The sequence below is a fragment of the Scytonema sp. NUACC21 genome (assembly GCF_054684315.1).
Genome location: NZ_BAAFZH010000106.1, coordinates 122,351 through 140,052 on the forward strand (window position 1 = coordinate 122,351; position 17,702 = coordinate 140,052).

Sequence of the window (17,702 nt, forward strand, 5' to 3'; positions counted from 1 at the left end):
GAATTTTTACGCTTGTAATGAACCACTTAGTTCTAAAAACTTCCTAATGGAATGCGAGAAATCAAAGAAAATACACCAAATCCTATCAACAACACTCCACTTATGGGATTGATCCAACTCGACAAGCGGCGCAACTCTAGTAATCTTTTAATAGAAGCTGTAAAAGTACCTGCCAAAATCAAGGGGACAACGTAACCAGCTGTGTAGCAAAGCAGCAAAACAGCGCCTAAAACCAAGTCCTGTGTTTGGGCAACCCAACTAAGCAAACTCGCTAAAACAGGCGTGCTGCAAGGAGAGGCGACAACACCAAAACTCAGACCAATGCAATATGCTCGCACTCCTTGGGGCAGTTCTTGAGAAATCCATTCTGTACTGCCAAAAGAGGGTAATTGCAGGGGTAAGGCTTCGAGTAAGTTTAACCCCATGAGAATCGCAATGATGCTGACAATAATTGGTAAACCAATGCCTACCTGACCGTAAACTTTTCCAACGAAAGCTGCTACGATTCCCAGCCCAGCCAGTGTAGTTGCCAATCCTAAAGCAAACCATGTAGATTGGGCAGCGCCTTGGAAACGGTTCTTCGCCTCATAACCGCCAATGTAAGCGATGGTAATTGGCAACATGGAAAGCATACAGGGGGTGAGGCTGGTCAGCAATCCTGCGAAGAAAATTATTCCTATACTCAGCCAACTCAGATGGGTCAGTTGGTTAGATACTAGGGCATCAGCAAATTGTTCTAGTTCGTAAAGTCGGGTTTGCAGGGTTTCAAGCATGAGGCTGTGAAAAAAATGGGAAATGCTTACTCTGCTTGCATTTTAGCTTACTTTGGAAAGAATCCTCTTGATTGATAACGTAGGTTGGGTTGAGGAACGAAACCCAACAAAACCACAATCCTCGCTTCTGTTGGGCAAATATTGGAACAAAACCCAACAAAACCACAATTCTCGCGCCTGTTGGGCAAATATTGGAACAAAACCACAATCCTCTACAAAAACCTTATTTTGATGCTTTCTTCTGGTCTTGGATAGTCTCCTCTTTAGTAGTAGCGATGCCATGTACGCCTATTGCTGCGATCGCTGCGCTGATAAACCCCCAAGTTCCGTTAGATAATGCATTCATACGGTGACTGAGACTGCGATGATAGGCAACATCCAACTGTCTGTCATTGGTTCTTCCATCCCTGACTAACTTTTCTATGTACCTTTCGGTTCTCCCTAGTGCTGTATAGTCAAGGTTGAATGAGTAAAGCGATGATCCCGCCACCAAAATACCTGGAATAACCAAGGTAATCAAGAGAATAGCTCTGCCTAAGCTCATAAAACTTTCTCAAGCGATATTTCTGAATAAATGCTGACATAGCTGGCATTTGGCGAGAGTATCTGGCGAACAATTAAAAACAATAGGTTTGTGAAAGGTTGGACAATAATTTGGGAACAATACTCCTGATGTTTGCAGCCGTCCCTTGGCCCAATCTAACAGCATGAGAGTGGCATTTCCAAAAAAACAGAGAACATTCCGTAGATCCTCCCTAGCGCAAGACAGTTGCTTTAACTTTGGTTTCCAGGGCGACGGGCTGTCTCCCCTTAAACAAGGGAATTGGCATCGTACCAGTCAATTCATATTTTTTCTGGCAATTTTCTGCATTTTATCCATTAGCTTTGTATTTATTCCAGTTATACCAATCCATGCAGCAACCCCAGGGGCGACTCATTCAATTAACACTTTGCGCCAGCAACAACAGGTTATTAACCAACAACGTCAAGGTGTCGTTCAGGAACAGCAGCGCTTAACGAATTTACAACAGGCAGCACAAGACCGTTTTAACGGTTTACAGCAAAATCTCCAAACAACTAACACTCAAATTGAAGATAGCGAATTTCGACTGCAAAGAGCTATCGAGCGCCTGCAGCAATTGCAAGCTGATTTAGCTGCGGCGGAAGTGTCCTATCAGCAGCGTCAAGAGGCGACAGTAGCCCGGTTGCGCTTTCTCCAACGCAATCGCCTCAGCCAAGGATGGGCGGTGTTATTGCAAAGCCAGAATATGAGTGATTTTTTAGACCGTCGCCGACAGTTGAAGTTAGTTTATAAAGCTGACCAACAGGTTTTGGCAAAACTTACCAAAGAAGCAAATCGGCTCACCGCACAGAAAACAGAGGTAGAACAGCAAAAAAACGAAATTGATTTGATTCGCCAGCAATTGTGGGCACAAAAAGCCGATTATCAAACACAGGCGCAACTGCAAGGGGATTTGATACAACGCCTCAATAGCGATCGCCTCGCCTTAGCCGCCGCCCACACCCAACTTGAAAGGGATTCCAAAACCTTGGAGGTGTTAATTCAGCAAAAAGTTGCCGAAGAAGAAGAGCGACTCAAAACCAACAGCCGTAAAAGCATTATCATTCGCGGAACTGGTATTTTTGCTTATCCTAGCTCCGGTCCCACAAGCAGCCCCTTTGGCTGGCGGGTACATCCAGTTCTGGGCTACCGTCGCTTTCATGCTGGTTTGGATTTTGCTGCCAGCTATGGAAGTACAATTCGTGCTGCCGATTCTGGAACGGTTATTTTTGCTGGATGGTACGGTGGTTATGGCAAAGCTGTCATTGTCAATCACGGCAAAGGAATTACCACCCTCTACGGTCATAGCAGCGAGTTGTATGTTTCTGAAGGGCAAACAGTAGAGCGAGGACAAGCGATCGCTGCTGTAGGTTCCACTGGTTTATCAACGGGTCCCCACCTCCACTTTGAAGTCAGAAGAAATGGTACCCCAGTAGACCCATTGAATTTCCTGTGATTGGCAGCTAACTCAATAACTTTAAAAATTAGGTGCAGAGTGAAAAGAAAAATGCTATACTACGAAAAATCATGGGCGTGTAGCTCAGTGGATAGAGCAACAGATTCCGGTTCTGTTGGCCGGGTAAGCCTTTTAATTTCATCCTTTATCCTTGATACTTCTCCAGAGGAGACGCTACGCGAACAGCCTTTCTGTACTAGTGTTTAGCGGCTTCCATTTCATAGCATTTTTGAATGCTAACTTTTTGGAACCTCTGGCATTCCAAGATTTGTCCGTGACAAGCAACTTCGATATCATCTATCCAAGCTTGTTGTGGTTTGAGCCCGTGTAGATGGAGTTGCACGGATGTGTATGGGAAAAGATATTTCCCTTCTTCTGTCCTGGTGATTTCTAAACTATTTTCAGAACGCACCATATCGAACTTATCCAATCGCGATTCTCCATATCCATCACCTGCATCAGAGTAAAGAACTGTCTGGCTACTTCCTTCGATAGGTGGATATATGTGGAGAATGAGTTGCTTATTTTCCTCCATTGATAGAATACTTCCGGCGCGAACCAACAGGGGAATTTGTTCTAGGGGGGAGTCTATTGTGACCAGCTGCGAACCTTCTATCACTGCATCATTCCAGAAATTATACCAACGCCCTTTGGGTAAAGTGACTTTTCGCGATCGCGCCCCTTCTTCAACAACGGGACAAACAAGTAATGCATCACCCAAGAAAAAAGCATCCTCATTTTTACTTAAATGCCTGATGGAACTTTACAGCAATAATCCTCGCCCTTACATCTTGCTAGTGGACTATATCAGTGGATAAGAAACCCTAGTCTATTGCTAGGGTTTCAGTTGAAAACTAAATCAAAAATGAAGATTGCCTAGATGGCATGAGAAAAGTTCTGCACTATACTCACACCCATTGCTGCACTCACTTCTACAGGTGTTTGATACTGCTGGTTTGGCAATTGCTTTAAAGCCCGAAGAACATTTTCATCAACACCTTTTTCCTCAGCAAACAGAATCAAGTCTTTCTTGCTCAATGGATATTTAACTTCATTCAAGTTTTTCAGGAGCTGCACTTGATTTACTTTAACCATCATGAAAACCTCCCACAAACATTACTAAGAGCAACGCTAAACGTTATAGTCCTATGAAGTGCATCGCGTTGTCAGGTTATCTAACCTGTGAACTCTGGGGTGCGAATCAATGACTGTAAAAATGCCAAATAACCCCAGAACTAAAGGGCAAATATTAATCCTTTCAGTTACTTAAGCTACAAACTTTTTTTCATTTAAACTTCCTACCGTTGGAGGAAAAAAAACTGAAAATTACCTCCAATTAACCATTACATCTACCTATAGAAATATATAGATATAAGTAAGTCGGTGTGAATAAACAGAAATACATTACAAAATGTAAATGTATCTAAAACCCTTACGAATGACCCTCCGGGTATCTCCTCCCCAGAGGCTGCGCCAACGCTAGTCCCGGTAGTCGCGGGAAACCCCTCCCTTATTCGCCAGTTGCCTGGGCGTGGGAAACCCTCCTGCAGCACTAGTCTCACCGCTTACTTTCTCTGGACTCACCAATGACAAATGACTAAGGACAGCCCTTACAAGTTACGTTTTTTTTACCGACTTACTTAGTTGAGTGTTTTTCTGGCTGCAACGGGCTTCAAAAAAGCCGATTTCTCTCAGAGAAACCAACTTTTTCAACTACTGATTAGCAGCAAGTCTCCTTTGTATCGTAGCAATTCGGTCTGATGTTGCTGGGTGAGTGCTCAGGAACGATGGTTGGGAAGGCTGTCTCTCCAATTTTCTCAAGAAAGCAATCATAGCATTCGGATCGTAACCTGCTCGTTGCATATATCTTAATCCATCAGCATCAGCGTCAAATTCAGCGCCACGACTATTTGGTAAGTCTACAGCAACTTGATAAGCCAAAGCAGCTACAGTACTTCTGTTTACACCAGCAGCTGAGGCTGCACCTTGAGCTATTTGTGCTTGTCTCAGTTTTTCTATCAAATCGTCATTACAAATGTGAGCGATTTCGTGAGCCAAAACAGATGCTAGCTGGGCTTCATTATCCACTGCATTCAGTAACCCAGTATGGACATAGACGTATCCACCCGTGGTTGCAAAAGCATTAATACTGGAGTCTTGAACCACATAGAATTTAAAAGGAATTTGAGAACATTCACTAGATGCAGCTAACCTCTGACCAATACGATTGACATAAGCACTGGTAGATAGTTTTTGATTGCTACGTACCTGTTGGTGAATATCGCTACCCAAAGAGACTTTTTGCTTTGTTGATAGGTTGGAAAGTTGAAGTACCTGAATTCCACGAAATATTAATTCACCCACAGGAACTGCGCTTGCAGGTGCAGGGGTAGATAATCCGATACCTACAGCAGTACTCAAACCTCCAAGAAAGAAGGCAATCCTTTTGTGTAATTTAGAAAAGTGTGAATGCATCATCATCGGAAGTTCATAACTCTACAGTCGAAAAATCTTATTTAATATCTCCAATAACTTAAAGAAGTTGAAGGTTCGAGAGTTTCAATTCGCAGGTAAGCTAAACCTTATTGGACAACTGTTTGAGATTCTTATTTTTCTATTATAAACTCATTTTTTGAGAAGATCGGGTTCGGTTAGCTACTTTCAATCTTTCCAGACAACCGCCCCTCTTCTTTTTGGAATACTAAGTAGGTCGGCGTAAATAAGCACAACGAGGAGTTAGGGCTGTTAGTGGTTAGTGGTTAGTAGTTACTAGGCTTTAAGGCTCTTAACAGAAGTGTACTTAGTTATGTTTTATTGTGCCGACTTACTTACTCTTGGGAGGGAGCTAGTAACAGCAACACTTGTCTTAAAATTTCCTCAAATCCACTTGCTGAAACAGGTTTGATAAAGTGTAAGTTAATGCCCAAAGCAGTAAATTGACCGCCGTCATCTGAATCTATAGAACTACTCATAACAACAATTGGTAAATCTTGAAAATTGGGCTGTTGCTTAATCCATATCACTAACTCTAAACCTCCCATACGTGGCATTCTTGTATCTGTTAGAATAATATTTGGTAATGGATATTGTTCTCTATCAGCGTAAGAACCTTCACCTAGCAAGTAACTCACAGCTTCATCTCCGGTTGAGACAGTTTTTAGACATATCCGTAAATTAGCTTTGGTAGCAGCACGCTGAATAAACAGCAAGTCATTAGGATTGTCCTCAACTACTAGAACAATTGGTAGTTCGGTATAAGTCATTTAGCAAAAATCGGACTATATGTAATGTTAATATCAAGTTAGTGTATAGCTATTTTTTCTGCTATTAATTGTTGGCTTGAAGTAGTTCCACCCAAAATCGGCTTCCATGACCTATTTGAGATATAATGCCAACTTGTCCGCCCATACGCTCTACACCCTTTCGCACGATCGCTAATCCAATACCAGTGCCAGGGTAAGTGTCACTACCATGCAACCGCTCAAAAACTCGAAAAATACCTTCTGCGCCAGTATTCCAACTTGTAATGTATCCATTAGGATCTAGCATGAAAATTGCGTAATCTTTCACGCCTTCTACGAGTAAACGGTAACTTTCCTCACTTTCCTTTAAAGTTAGCGCTGTCAGCTCAGCTCGTTGCTTGGCAATTTTTAGTGCTTCGTTCAACCAACTAATAAGCACTCCTTCAACTAGGAAGATACCTACACGAACCGCGTTACTCAGTCCGAGAACTTTTAAGGAAAAAGTCGGTTGTACAAAAAAATAGGTACCGAGAATTCCACTCAAGATAGTAACCAGCAAACCGGAACCAAAACCTCCATACCAAGCACTCACTATGACTGCCATAAGCAGAACTAGGAGAGGAGCATTTTCTCCCAGAAGCGGATGTAGTATCCAGCGGATAAGCAATGCTAGCAAGCTTACTAATACGGCGACACCGTAGTTTAGTAGTAACTTTCTCCTAGCTTTTGACATTTTTCTAGTTCCTATTACAGAAGACGGGGATACAGGCGTAACTCTAAACTTTAGAGTCTAAAATACAGAGCAGACAACTGCCTATAGGGGATTGTGTCCTATGGGCTGGTCTGCGTGCTAACTTTCCCCCACGAACCAAACCAACATTCCCAGAATGACCTCTACTGGTGGAACGGGATAATCATTTAAATCAATACTCAGTATTTTCTCCTCTAATTTCAGAAATCTCCACGCAGTGCCAATTATGAAGTGATGCACGTAGGCTGGGATGGACAACGTCGGGTACACGGTTCAGTAGTCCATATTGATATTATCCAAGGGAAAATCTGGATTCAACATGATGGTACTAATCGTCCTGTAGCCGAGGAGTTGTTGGAAGCAGGAGTTCCAAGAGAGGATATTATCTTGGGCTTTCATCCTCCTCAAGTCCGTCATTATACAGATTTTGGCGTAGCATAAATGGGAAAGAAGGCACTAATTCTTACATACCATACTTTTCAGACTTTTCATACTTAAAAAAAGTAAACTGTAGATTTTTACTATTTGAATATGTGGATGTACTATCTACATGAGATTGAACAGACAAATTGTTCTCATTGGCATGGAGAGAGTCATTTATGGTATCAGTAAATTTAGGAAAAACAACACTTAATGATGAGGAAGTAAGGAAGCTGTGGGAAGCATTTCAAGTGTTTGATGGGGATGGCAATGGTACCATTTCCACAGAGGAATTAGGACGGGTTATGCATTCAATGGGACAAAGCCCCAGTGATGTAGGGCTGCGTGATATGATTAAAGAGGTGGATGTTGACTTGTCAGGCAGTATCAGCTTTGAGGAGTTCAAAGCGTTGATGTTGTCCAAGCAAGGCGATCGCGAAAGCCGTCTTAAGCTAGCATTTAGTGTTTTTGATGAAAACAATAGCGGTCACATTACTGCAGACGAAATGCGATGTGTGATGAGTCAGTTTGGGCTGACTTCTGAAGAACTTGATGAGATGGTCAAAGAGGTAGACCACGATGGCGACGGCGCTATTGACTTTGAGGAGTTCTGCAAACTGATACCGGACGAGTCAGAACTAACAACAGGCTATAAAGACGCCCCAACTCCAAGCTCCAGTTTCCAAAAAACAACGACTTCTTCAAATGGAACAGCCACAAACGATTCAGCCGCAGCGACAACAGAATCTTCTTTACACGAAGCATCTATCAATAATAGTTCGGAAGTTAGGCGACTCCAAGAGCTGCTAACACAACACCCAAGCAGCACGCAGAAGAAAGGTACGTCTCGCCTACAAATGCAAATTGGTCTGTTCCGCTTGATTCAAGGAGCCGCCTACCGCTGCTTCCGCGAAAGTTTTTCCGCCAACCACGAAACGCACCTGCGTGTAAAAAAGCTGCCGTACAGAATCACTGATTTTGTGCAGTTTGTCAAGACGGCTATTGAATTATACAAGGGGTTAGGTGTGGTGGAAGAAGCTTGCTACCCTTTGCTAGATGCAGTAGTTGAATCGATAACAAACGAGCATACTCGATTAGAAGAGCGCATCCAGAATTGGAAAACGGTGGAAAAAACACCAGAGATGTTGGCAGAGGAAAAAGCCATGTTGGAGGCGCGGGAGAAATCTGCTACTGTTAGACAAAAATTTGCTGCGGGTGTTGAGTTTGCCATCACATTGAAGAAAAAAAGTTTTAGCTTGTCTGATGTTGCAGAGGGTGTTCTTGCTATTAACGAACTGAACCGCCTCAGAAAGATGGAACTCTCTGAGGAGATGGCTCCACCATCAATCCAATCAGGGGAAGATCCTTATGAATACCTGAAGCAGTGGAACCGTGTCATCCTCTCCAATGCTTTGGAAAAAGTGGATGGTGCAATGATGCCTGTGGCATATTGGTATGAGGATTTCATGCCAAAGTTACTGGCTGCATTTAGCGTCAGCATAGAAGCAGAGATTCAAAGCAATACGATACCTGATGAAGCAGCTTTAAATGAATGGTTCGAGTCCACTAAGGCAGCAGGGGAGTTCGATCGCTATGGGGCGGATGTTGCAGAACGTTTTCTCAACTGCACTCCAAAACAGAAGTTGACAATCAAGCAAGCATGGCGTCTCACGCACCACTATCTCAACGGGGTACAAAAACGCCGAGAGCGCTTGGAATTTGGGCGTGAGTCAGGTGCTCTTTCACAATACGTGGCATTTATTGATGTGTATTTAGGTCGGAATGATGTGAAGAATGCACAAATGCGCGTAAGCTTTCCATACTACATCGGTCCTGCAGTGTGGCGCTTCTTTCATACCACTGCTGAAATAGTGTGTACTAAAACACAGGAGCAACAGAAAGCTTTAGTTGAAGTGTTCAAAAAGTTTTTTCGACTGTTTGCTACCATGTACCCCTGTCCTTACTGCCGCCATCACCTCAATATGTATGTCGTGCAAAACAGGGAAGTGGAGATGTACCCTGTGGAATATCTGTTGCTGGGACGCGATCCCAATTTGACGCATTTTGAAGTGTCATTAGATGCAAAATTGTCCTGTGTGCGGGATGGTTCCTCCCTTCGCCTATTCTTTTGGAAATTGCATAATACCGTTTCTTCCTCCATTGCTCGTTCCGAAGAATGGTACCACAAGGATGAAAAAGCGTTTTACACCACCCGCTATTGGCCTAGCATTGACTCTGAGTTAGCAAAGGCAAAAGCACTCAAACATATGAGCATTGCTTGCGATCGCATCTACCGTCTTTATGGGACACTGAAACCAGCATCGCGGTTGGCAGGAGTGAGAACAACATTGCAAAGGTTGTTGGAAAAGGGTGATGTGGAAGGTATCAAAGAAGCATGCTTAGTTGCACAAGATTACATTAAGGATTTAGAGGAGGCTGTCATTAGTAGCAACTTTTTACAAGAAACTTACTACTTTGACCCCGATTTGCAAAATCGATCCCCATATTTTACCCCTGAAGAAGAGGAGTTTGCACGCAGCGGTGTGTTTATTGAGATTGTGTAAGAGCAATTGAGGAAAGAAACCCAGCATAATGTTGGGTTTCGCAATGGTTATAGCTCTTTTCACTTGCATCCAATACAGTTGTTATGCGGTAAGCAGAGCGAAGTCGTAGAATTTCCAAGAAAAACAGTAATTAAGACTGAGTATTTCATCAATTCTTCATTGATAATTCATTGTTCTTAATTCTAGGCTCTGTTATAAATTGTGAGGCAGTTAATCTTATTGTCTCCCCAGTACAGTAAAGAGAACCTCCCTACACTATAAAAGTAGGGTGGAGCTATTTACTTTATTTGGTGTTAGGGAAAAAATGGATAGGTTTAACCCCGCTTTGTTTATTTCCGATCGAGAATTACAACATACTCCAATTTTATTGGCTTTTGTTTTTAAACATATCCGGTTTGTTTAATTGATACTGTGTATACCGTAAATGCTAGAGCAACCTGTTTGACTTTTAACAATAGATTGTTTTAGCGGTGAAAGCATCTAACCACTTGTTCGGGGCGGAAAGAATATCCACCCTGTAACAGTTATATTGAATGCAAGTGAAGACCGCCATATTCCTCCTTGCCTAATGATTAAAAAATACATACTGTTAGGATTTGTACCTCTAGGCTTATCCAGTTATATTCTGCTGGGCTTCAGTTATACTGCCTTGGCTCAGCCAAAATTAGAATCTAGGACCACTAGTGTACAAAAAGACCTTATTTTTCAGGAGAGTTTTGAACCACCAGGTGATGGAGAACCAAAAGATACTTCCGGTGCTGGTTCTCGTGATGGAATGAGGTGTTCTAAAAATGAACAACCCATTCGACCTCTGATGCCAAAGCGCAACTATGCCTTGACACTAGAGGAACGCCCATCCATTTATATAAATTTACCCAGAACATCTGCACGGCAAGTTGTACTGACATTCCAAGATGAAGCCGGGAAATCTTACGAAAGGGCGTTTTTACCCATCACTGCTCAAGCAGGGATCGTTGGCTTCAGTTTACCCGATACAAAACCACCTTTAAAAATAGGTATAAATTACCAGTGGTCTTTAGCAGTGGTTTGTGGAAAAACCGTGCAACCTGACGACCCAGTCTTTAAAGGTTGGGTACAACGGGTAGCGCGATCGCCTGAGATGGAGAAAGAACTGGGACAACAATCGGCTCCCGATCTGGTGGTTTGGTATGCTAACCGGGGATATTGGTATGATATGCTCAAGTCAATAATTCAAGCAAAACAAACACGTCCTAGCGATACTAAGTTGACTGCTTTCTGGGAAAATGTTTTAAAGTCAGTGGGTCTGTATGACAGCGTTTCTTTACCTTTGAAATAATCAGACTTCTCTACCTAGGAATGCAAGAATAATGCTAGCTAATAGCTAATGGTTTATGCAATTAGCTATTAGCTATTAATTATTAAACATTTTATGAACTACGAATAATTTTCTCAATCAAAGCTTGGTTCTCTTTACTCTCGGTTTGCTTGAGATATTCAATAGCAATTTGTCCTGCGGCTGGTTCTTCTCTACTAATAGCAATTAACAACTTTACAGTCTCACTTAGTTGTATTTTTTCTAAATACTTGCTGGCAAAAATTGGTACGGTAAAGGCTGCAACGACAACTCCAATTATGGCAGGAACAACAGGAATCCACAAACTATTTAAAAAAGTGAGGAAACTGATTCCCATCAGTCCAGTAACTGCAATAATAAGGAGGAGTATTGTAGTCCTCAAGTCTTTGACCTGCCAACTGAGGGTTGCTCCTACCCCAGACCACAAACAAATCCAAAGCCACTCGATAGGTTCAGACCATACCTCTAGCATGGGTTGTCCATCCAAAGCAGCACTCAAAATTTGACTGGTAATATTTGCGTGTAAAGTGACTCCTGCCATATGTTCTGGCGGACCAAACACCTTATTACTGTAGGGTGTTTGAAACATATCATTCGTACTTTCAGCAACAGAACCAATCAGGACAACACGATTGTACACGCGATCTTTGGGAACTCTATTGGCTAACAAATCTGTTATGGAGAAACTCTCAAAGTGTTGTTTATTACCGTGAAAATTCAGTAAGATTTGATAGCCGCCTGCATCACTCCGGACATAGCCACCGTCATTTGCTTGAAAGGGAGTTAGGATTGTTTTCCCTAGCTGTATGTGATTGGGCGTGTTGGGAAGACGAATAGGTGTGACACCTTCAAATTCCAGGTAACGCAATGCGAGTCGCAAACCCAGATTAAGGCGCAATCCAACTTTTCGAGAGCGAATTGAAAGCAAGGCACGACGAACCTTACCATCTCCATCCAAAACTTGATCGGCAAATCCCGTCTGATTTAATTTACTCAAGACAGGCGGTGGTGCAACTTTACGACCTACGACCTTCTCAATACCAATTAAATTTGGAGTTGTTTTATACAGTTCCACTAACTCCTGATGACCGGGTTCCACGGGCAAATCTCGATATAAATCTAGCCCAATGGCTCTGGGTTTGTAGCTTTTTAAAATTTGAAGTGCCTGAACTAACACCTTATCGGGCATCGGGTACTGACCGATGTTCTGAATATCTGGTTCATCGATCGCGATAATAACAATACGGGGATCAATTTTTGCTGGGGGTCGTGCTTGAAAAAAGCTGTCTAATGTTGCCCATTCCATTCCTTGAAGCAGCCCAGTCAAACGCAAAAGAATCACTACACTGGCAACGCTAAGCGCAATCCTCGCAATCCAAGCTTTACCCAAATGCAACTTTTGCACGTACTTTTTAGTAGCTCTTCGTGCATTAGCCAAAATCTGGTAGGCTTGTTTGGCTGCTTGCAGAGCAAATTGTGCTTTCTCTCGCTCAATTTGTCTTTCCTGTTTTTCTAACGCTAGGGCTCTTTCCAATTCCCGTTTTACAAGTTCTTGACTTGCTGCCAAAAAACGATAATCCGTATCGCTGAGCTTTTTATCTTCTGACCAAGCCAGTGCTTCCTGTAATGCTGTACCTCTAAGGAGATGTGACTCATCTTGCTGTCCGGAGGCAATCCATAATTTAAGGTTTTGTGCATAAGGACGCATATTCTCTAATTGTTTAGCAACCCATTCCCTGTTAAAGATTGCTTCATAGATGCGATTTTTCACCCTGAGTTTTCCCTGCTTGCGGACAACCAAACCTGACAGTAAAAGTTCCATATGTTCTCGGCTGTCTTCGGTTGGTACATCCTCTCCTAATAATATTTGCTGATAAATGCCCAATAAGCATCCTGCTATTTTCTCATCCGCTAAAAGGCGATCGCGGATTGTCCTCAAGTGCTGCGGCTCATCCTGCGATTCCCATGCGTCTATAATATTGGACATGACAATACTTTCCACCCAAAATGCCTCTGCACCCACGGGAATCCTACAACCACCACTGGCAACTTTTTGGCTCGAACTCTGTATTAAATGGCACAATTTTTGCGTGAGAAAGGGTTGCCCTCCTGTCCAAGCTACGATTTCTTTCAGAATGGTTTGTACATTACCTTGTACAGAAGCCCCTTGATGCGTTTCTATAAATAATCCTTCTGCCAGAGGCTGTATTTTATCTACGGTAAGGTCTTGCAATTCTATTGCTTTCCCAAGATTAAAAGGAGTGCGCTTCTTATCTCTAATTAAATCTGACGGTGTTGCCACTCCAAAGATAGCAAATGTAATGCGATTGTATTCTTGGTCAATAGCTCGCTGATTGTAGCAAAATCGAATTAGGGCAAAAAAGTCATCTACTGGAAAGTTAAGACTGAGAATACTATCAATTTCATCGATAAAGATAACAAGCTTTTCATTAGGTAATTCGACCAGCAATACATCAGAAATAAAACGACTTAGTTTTTGCAGTAGCGAAATATCCTCCTGTTCTTGCCACCAAGTTTTTAAGTTAACTTTTCTTGACAGTTTGAAACTAGACCATAAATCAGCGACTACTCCCTTGTACCACTGAGAAGGAGTTACAGTTTCACTGCCAATATTGGTCATGTCAATACTCGCGCATTTAAATCCCTGCTCCTGCAAACGATGCTTAGTTCTCACCAGTAAGGAGGACTTGCCCATTTGCCTAGTGTTGAGGACATAGCAAAATTCGCCCTTCCTGAGTGCTTCGTAGAGTTCCCCATCAGCCTGCCGCTCCACATAGCTTGGAGCATCGCTCCTCAGACTACCACCAACTTGATATGTATAGAAGCTCATTATGCAACTTCTGAATATAAACTTTCCATTGTTTTACCCCAAAGCCAACTAGTTCCCATCGCTGCTGTTCCATATTAAAGAGTGAATGCTATCTTGGAAAGTGCTAAAGCTCTGCCCATATCCAGTCATATCGTTTGCATTCGTATCATTATACTATCTATACTGTGTCTTTAGTAATAGGTTGATTTGTAAGAAAAGCAGGAAAAAGTAGGAAGAAAAATAACACATACCAAAAAAAATGTTATTATAAGTAGTAATAGTAATAAATGTCTTAAAGGGAAATGATTTGAGTATTTAAGAAATATTTAAGGAAATAGCTAGTTAGCTGTTTCACCAACACCGCAACTTCATAATCTTAAGACTATGAGAAAAGAACCAGCTATAGGATTATGATTGACGCCTAGAAACAGTATTATATAAGATAACTTCACATTAAACCGATGACCCTCTACCAATACCAAATTGGTGGTAGCCTTGCTACTGATGCACTGAGTTATGTAGAACGAAAAGCAGACGCAGAACTGTACAAAGCCCTAAAGCAGGGAGAGTTTTGCTATGTGCTTAACTCCCGGCAAATGGGCAAGTCGTCTCTAATGGTAAAAACCCGCAAGCGCCTGCAGCAAGAAGGCTTTAAATGCGCTACCGTGGACATGACCAATATCGGTAGTGAAAACACAACTCCATTGCAGTGGTACAAGGGTGTTGTGGCTGAGTTATGTTCGGGGTTCAATCTATATAAAAAAATCAAGCTCAAGTCCTGGTGGAGCGAACAAGAAGATATTTCCCTACCGCAAAAATTGAGCCGCTTTATATCAGATGTTCTATTAGTCGAATTTCCCACGGAAAAACTTTTTATATTTATAGATGAAATTGATAGTATTCTCAGTCTTGATTTTTCAGTCGATGATTTTTTTGCCTTAATTCGTTACTGCTACAATCAACGTGCTACAAATCCTGAATACAATCGCATTACTTTTGGAATTTTTGGAGTGGCAACACCATCAGATTTAATCCAAGATAAAAATTGCACACCGTTTAATATTGGAAAAGCAATAGAGATTGATGGGTTTCAAATCGAGGAAGTAAAATCCTTAGGACGAGGACTTGCAGCCCTAAACGTTAATTCTCAAAAAATGTTAAAAGAAATATTGGATTGGACTGGTGGGCAGCCTTTTCTTAGCCAAAAGTTGTGTCAATTGATGGTAGATTTTATTCAGGATGCAAAAACAACAGGTATGTCTATGTTTCCTGGCACAGAAGCATTTTGGGTAGAGAGGGTTGTCCGAGAACGCATCATCAAGCAATGGGAATCCCAAGATGATCCAGAACATTTAAGGACAATTCGCGATCGCATCCTCTGCAACTCGCAACGCTCGGGACGGCTGCTTGGTATATATCAACAAATCTTACAGGGCGTGAGAATATCAACAGACGACAGTCGAGAGCAAATCGAACTCCAGCTGTCAGGTTTGGTTGTCAGACAACAAGGCAATCTCCTGGTAAAAAACCGGATTTATCAAGAAGTTTTTAACCAGGAATGGGTAGAAAAACAATTAATGTCCCTGCGCCCCTATTCCCAAGCAATTGAAGCTTGGATTGCCTCAAAGCAAACAGATTCTTCCCGGCTTTTGCGCGGACAAGCATTACTTGATGCTCAAATTTGGTCTCATGGCAAAAGCTTAAGTGACTTGGATTATCAATTTTTAGCCGCTTCTAGTAGATTAGATAGGCGAGAAATGCAACAGGCGCTAGAAGCTCAAAGACTTCAGGAAGTTGAAGCCCGACTGGCAGAGGAGAAAAGAAGATTAGCACTAGAGTTGAAGACTGCTGCAGCACAACGTCTCCTGATTGTGACTCTGAGTCTTGCTTTCGTGAAAACATTGGTCTTGGGAGGGATCATCTTTTTTCAATATCAAAAAGCTGTTAAGAGCCGGAAACAAGCAACTACTCACGAAATTCAAATCTTAGTAAAAATTTCAGCAGCCTCAGATGCTCAAAATCAAGATATAGTAAAATTCTCTCCTAAAATGAAAAAATATTCAACGCTAAGCTCTCACACATGATTGAAAGCATTACAATCCTAGGCATCGACTCTAGTATGTCAAGGGGGGTTTTCATCGGATGCTGAGTACTCGGACGTTGGTTGGATTAATAATTTTAATTATAGGGGTAGTTGCTTGGGTTGCTGGCAGTTTAAGAATTGCCAACCTGGAACTTAATCTTAAAACAACAAAGGGACGGATCGTGGTTATTTTTGCCGTACTCCATGTCTTGGGTGGGTTGGCAATTATCATTATTGATAGATTTTTATAATGACAATTGCAAGAGTGAGTGGTTAAAATACAACACACCTTACAGTTCCTTGGATATTTCAACCCTATGTTCCGCAAGCAAAAAACACTTGCTGCCATTAGTATTGGCTTTCCCATCGCTCCTTTAATCGTACTCTTGCCGATGCAACAAGTGGCACAGAACCAATTGAGCCCACCGGAATGTAGGGTGACGAAGTGGGAACTACCTGTATCCCCTCAAAATCAACCTCAGGATGTTACCAATCAAAAGCCAGTCACGCCCCTCGTACCCATTCAAAAGTCACCTTTTCTCTGTTGCGAGGGTGATGTTTCTTGTCTGGACAAGCAATTATGGGGCGAAAACAGCCAAGCACCAGATAAAAAAGCGCTGGTAACAGCTATAGACAGAAGCTTGCAATATTTGTCCTCTAGTGATGCTGGCGGGGCTTACCAGCAATATAAGGTTGAAGGAATTACACAAGAACGTGTGATAAAAAGTTTGCGAAGATTCCGCGAACTGGTGCTTAAGTCTCATTCTGCGGTAGAACTCAATAAAGCGATCGCTCAAGAATTTACCTTCTATCAATCAGTAGGTAAAGACGGCGAAGGTTCAGTTTTGTTTACTGCTTACTATGAACCAATTTATACAGCTAGTCGCCTTCCTACACCGGAGTATCGCTATCCTGTTTATCGCTTACCTGTAGATTTAAAATCTTGGCAGAAACCCCATCCTACACGTTTGGAATTAGAAGGTGCTGATGGACTGCAAGCGTCAAAAGGTCGATTGCGGGGATTAGAGCTATTTTGGTTTCGCGATCGCTTAGAACCATATTTAGCACAAATTCAAGGTTCGGCTCGACTTCAGTTTCCCGATGGCAGTCAAACCACTATAGGATATGCTGGCAATACTGCCTATAACTATAAAAGTATCGGGCGAGCGCTTGCAGACGATGGCAAGCTTCCTCTTGAAGGTATGACTATGCCAGTGATTCTAGAATATTTCCAGAAATATCCACACGAGTTAGATGTATACATCCCCCGCGATCGCAGCTTTGTGTTTTTCCAAGAAAACCACGGTGCTCCAGCACGAGGTTCTATTAGTGTAGCACTGACAGCTGAACGTTCAATAGCAACAGATAAATCCCTCATGCCTCCCGGTGCTTTAGCGTTGATCCGTGCCCCTTTTCCCTTTGTCAACAAAGCGACTGGGAAGATGGAGCACCGTATCGTGAGTCGCTATGTTCTAGATCAAGATACAGGAGGTGCAATTAAAGGCGCGGGCAGAGTCGATTACTTTTTGGGTGCCGGTCAAGTGGCTGGCGAGCGTGCTGGTGTTACAGTAAGTGATGGTCAGTTGTACTATTTACTGCTGAAATAGATTTTGAGGATTGTTAGTGGTTATTGGATTGCGGATAGTGGTGAAAAATATTCCTTCTAGCTCATAACCACCAACCAC

General features: G+C 42.3%; 15 protein-coding genes. 7 read left to right on the forward strand and 8 right to left on the reverse strand.

Annotation, left to right across the window (positions count from 1 at the left end; translation table 11 throughout):
* Window positions 1-32: 32 nt before the first annotated feature.
* Both ACYRY3_RS38330 and ACYRY3_RS38335 read right to left on the reverse strand, forming a co-directional pair.
* Window positions 33-773, reverse strand: coding sequence for a cytochrome c biogenesis protein CcdA (locus ACYRY3_RS38330; protein ID WP_460206983.1), 741 nt, complete (start codon window positions 771-773; stop codon window positions 33-35).
* Between the two features lie 223 nt (window positions 774-996).
* Window positions 997-1,317, reverse strand: a complete 321-nt coding sequence (locus ACYRY3_RS38335) for a hypothetical protein (protein WP_460206984.1) — start codon at window positions 1,315-1,317, stop codon at window positions 997-999.
* Between the two features lie 349 nt (window positions 1,318-1,666).
* Here ACYRY3_RS38335 and ACYRY3_RS38340 point away from each other — a divergent pair, with 349 nt between their 5' ends.
* On the forward strand, window positions 1,667-2,791 hold the full coding sequence (locus ACYRY3_RS38340) for a murein hydrolase activator EnvC family protein (RefSeq protein ID WP_460207184.1): 1,125 nt from the start codon (window positions 1,667-1,669) through the stop codon (window positions 2,789-2,791).
* Between the two features lie 196 nt (window positions 2,792-2,987).
* Here ACYRY3_RS38340 and ACYRY3_RS38345 read toward each other — a convergent pair whose 3' ends face one another.
* The 5 genes from ACYRY3_RS38345 to ACYRY3_RS38365 form a co-directional block, all read right to left on the reverse strand.
* Window positions 2,988-3,548: a DUF5110 domain-containing protein gene (locus tag ACYRY3_RS38345; RefSeq protein WP_460207186.1), complete on the reverse strand. Its 561-nt coding sequence runs from the start codon at window positions 3,546-3,548 to the stop codon at window positions 2,988-2,990.
* Between the two features lie 119 nt (window positions 3,549-3,667).
* A complete protein-coding gene (locus ACYRY3_RS38350) occupies window positions 3,668-3,889 on the reverse strand; it encodes a DUF2795 domain-containing protein (RefSeq protein WP_460206985.1) in 222 nt (73 codons plus the stop codon).
* Between the two features lie 615 nt (window positions 3,890-4,504).
* Window positions 4,505-5,212: a M48 family metallopeptidase gene (locus ACYRY3_RS38355; protein WP_460206986.1), complete on the reverse strand. Its 708-nt coding sequence runs from the start codon at window positions 5,210-5,212 to the stop codon at window positions 4,505-4,507.
* A gap of 407 nt (window positions 5,213-5,619) precedes the next feature.
* Window positions 5,620-6,054, reverse strand: coding sequence for a response regulator (locus ACYRY3_RS38360; RefSeq protein WP_460206987.1), 435 nt, complete (start codon window positions 6,052-6,054; stop codon window positions 5,620-5,622).
* A 64-nt stretch (window positions 6,055-6,118) separates the two neighbouring features.
* The gene (locus tag ACYRY3_RS38365) at window positions 6,119-6,766 is read right to left on the reverse strand and encodes a DUF4118 domain-containing protein (protein ID WP_460206988.1); all 648 of its coding nucleotides are present in this window, start codon (window positions 6,764-6,766) and stop codon (window positions 6,119-6,121) included.
* 252 nt (window positions 6,767-7,018) lie between these two features.
* On the opposite strand from ACYRY3_RS38365, the gene ACYRY3_RS38370 reads away from it, so the two are divergent.
* The 3 genes from ACYRY3_RS38370 (at window position 7,019) to ACYRY3_RS38380 (ending at window position 11,086) form a co-directional block, all read left to right on the forward strand.
* On the forward strand, window positions 7,019-7,225 hold the full coding sequence (locus ACYRY3_RS38370; protein WP_460206989.1) for an element excision factor XisI family protein: 207 nt from the start codon (window positions 7,019-7,021) through the stop codon (window positions 7,223-7,225).
* A gap of 158 nt (window positions 7,226-7,383) precedes the next feature.
* Complete coding sequence (locus ACYRY3_RS38375) at window positions 7,384-9,768, forward strand: EF-hand domain-containing protein (RefSeq protein WP_460206990.1); 2,385 nt, start codon at window positions 7,384-7,386, stop codon at window positions 9,766-9,768.
* Between the two features lie 568 nt (window positions 9,769-10,336).
* Complete coding sequence (locus ACYRY3_RS38380; protein WP_460206991.1) at window positions 10,337-11,086, forward strand: DUF928 domain-containing protein; 750 nt, start codon at window positions 10,337-10,339, stop codon at window positions 11,084-11,086.
* 91 nt (window positions 11,087-11,177) lie between these two features.
* Here the strand turns inward: ACYRY3_RS38380 and ACYRY3_RS38385 are convergent, their stop codons facing one another.
* The gene (locus tag ACYRY3_RS38385; RefSeq protein WP_460206993.1) at window positions 11,178-13,955 is read right to left on the reverse strand and encodes a CHASE2 domain-containing protein; all 2,778 of its coding nucleotides are present in this window, start codon (window positions 13,953-13,955) and stop codon (window positions 11,178-11,180) included.
* A 440-nt stretch (window positions 13,956-14,395) separates the two neighbouring features.
* On the opposite strand from ACYRY3_RS38385, the gene ACYRY3_RS38390 reads away from it, so the two are divergent.
* From ACYRY3_RS38390 to mltA, 3 genes are all read left to right on the forward strand, one after another.
* The gene (locus ACYRY3_RS38390) at window positions 14,396-16,018 is read left to right on the forward strand and encodes an AAA-like domain-containing protein (RefSeq protein ID WP_460206994.1); all 1,623 of its coding nucleotides are present in this window, start codon (window positions 14,396-14,398) and stop codon (window positions 16,016-16,018) included.
* Between the two features lie 58 nt (window positions 16,019-16,076).
* Window positions 16,077-16,268 carry a hypothetical protein gene (locus ACYRY3_RS38395; RefSeq protein WP_460206995.1) on the forward strand — a complete coding sequence of 64 codons (192 nt, stop codon included), beginning with the start codon at window positions 16,077-16,079 and terminating at the stop codon, window positions 16,266-16,268.
* A 66-nt stretch (window positions 16,269-16,334) separates the two neighbouring features.
* Entirely contained in the window at window positions 16,335-17,624 is a 1,290-nt protein-coding gene (gene mltA, locus ACYRY3_RS38400) for a murein transglycosylase A (RefSeq protein ID WP_460206996.1), read from the forward strand.
* Window positions 17,625-17,702 lie beyond the last annotated feature (78 nt).